We start from the raw sequence: 1,539 nt of genomic DNA, 5'->3' as shown, positions 1-1,539 counted from the left end.
AACTTCCCCTTGGATATGCGAGCAAGTTGGCAGAAATGGATAAAATACAGTTTCAGCAATTGCTTCAAAAACGCAAAATTCCTCTGTTTTCTTATGAAATAGAAGATTTTGAACTCGATTTGAAAAATTTACGGGATTTGGGTAGGTTGTGATTGTTATTAGTGATACTTCACTAATCACTAGCCTTGCTGCTGTTGGTCAATTAGATTTACTTATGCCTGAGTCCAGTCTTCAATTTCTAAGCCTTCGATTTTCTCGAAATCTCTCCGATTATTAGTTACAAGAATCAAATCGTTAGCGATCGCAATTCCAGCAATGAGAATATCTATATCATCTACTGGTGTTCCCTTTTTTCTTAAACTGGCATAAATATCACCAGAAATTGTTGTTGAATCTGTAGTTAGAGGCAAAATTATGTTATGTGAAGCAAATTCTAAAAAAGATGTTAATTGTTTCTGTGCGTCACGATGCTTCAATCCGCTAACTATTTCGTAATAGGTGATGATGCTGATGTTGATTTTGCCATATTCTTTAATATATGTATTAAAGTTTTCAACTACCAAGGGTTGATTGCGGAAAAACAAGGATAAAATGTTGGTATCAACCAAGGCTAGTTTCATCGTTTCTTCTCCCCAAAAAAGCCTGCTGGCGACGTGTGTTTATTTCTTCATTGAAGTCGGAAAATATTTCATCTGACATATCATCCCAACAACCTGCAAACTGCATAATTTGTTCGGATGTACCTTGAGATGCTTCTACACCGACTCGAAAATAATGAATAAAATTATATAATTCTTCCAGCTTTTCTTCGGGAATAAGATTGATTTCTGTCAAAAGTTTGGTACGTAAATTTGATGGTTTCATGTTGTACTGTATAGGGTGTGGTGTATCAAGTTTATTTCATTTTAATTGAATTAACATCGCTATTGACCCTCAACGCTTGATATCGTCACACAAGCGTTGATCTTCTGGGCTGACATCGCGGTTATTTTGCAGGTAGTAGTGTATCAAGCCACACCCCCGCACCAGCAAATTATCTAAATCAAAATTCCACAGTTTTATAGTATTATCACTGGACGCAGAAGCAAGGGTTTTACCATCCGGACTAAAGCTGAGGCTTTGAATATAGGAGCTGTTAAAATTACCTTTGTCTTCTTTGAGAGTTTGAATCTCCCTACCAGTGTTAACATTCCACAATTTCACCGTATTGTCATGTGATGCGGAAGCAAGGGTTTTGCTGTCGGGACTAAAGCTGAGGCTTGTAAACAAGTCTGTATGACCTTTAAGGGTTTTAATTTCCTTACCACTTTTGACATCCCACAGTTTCGCTGTCTTGTCCACTGATGCGGTAGCAAGGATTTTACCATCCGGGCTAAAACTGACGCTATCAACAGTGTTTGTATGCCCTTGAAGGGTTTTAATTTCCTTGCCACTGTTTATATCCCACAGTTTCGCTGTCTTGTCAGCAGACCCGGAAGCAAGAGTTTTACCATCCGGGCTAAAACTGACGCTATCAACAGTGTTTGTATGCCCTTGAAG

At 38.2% G+C, this 1,539-nt stretch carries 4 protein-coding genes; 1 reads left to right on the top strand and 3 read right to left on the bottom strand.

Annotated features, from left to right (window positions below; all coding sequences use genetic code 11):
- Nucleotides 1–152 (top strand): UPF0175 family protein (locus DP116_RS28140; protein ID WP_211173567.1); only part of this gene is annotated, 152 nt, incomplete at its 5' end.
- A 60-nt stretch (nucleotides 153–212) separates the two neighbouring features.
- Here the strand turns inward: DP116_RS28140 and DP116_RS28135 are convergent.
- The 3 genes from DP116_RS28135 to DP116_RS28125 form a co-directional block, all read right to left on the bottom strand.
- Nucleotides 213–620, bottom strand: a complete 408-nt coding sequence (locus tag DP116_RS28135) for a type II toxin-antitoxin system VapC family toxin (RefSeq protein WP_169158239.1) — start codon at nucleotides 618–620, stop codon at nucleotides 213–215.
- Entirely contained in the window at nucleotides 601–864 is a 264-nt protein-coding gene (locus tag DP116_RS28130; protein ID WP_169158238.1) for a hypothetical protein, read from the bottom strand. The genes DP116_RS28135 and DP116_RS28130 overlap by 20 nt, the downstream gene beginning before the upstream one ends.
- A 69-nt stretch (nucleotides 865–933) precedes the next feature.
- Nucleotides 934–1,539, bottom strand: a 606-nt coding sequence (locus DP116_RS28125; RefSeq protein ID WP_246275843.1) for a WD40 repeat domain-containing protein, incomplete at its 5' end; no start/stop codon positions are given.

The organism is Brasilonema bromeliae SPC951 (genome assembly GCF_012912135.1).
In the GTDB taxonomy this organism is placed as follows: Bacteria; Cyanobacteriota; Cyanobacteriia; order Cyanobacteriales; family Nostocaceae; genus Brasilonema; species Brasilonema bromeliae.
Note: the sequence above shows the minus strand (reverse complement) of the source record. Positions and strands in the feature narration are given on the sequence as shown.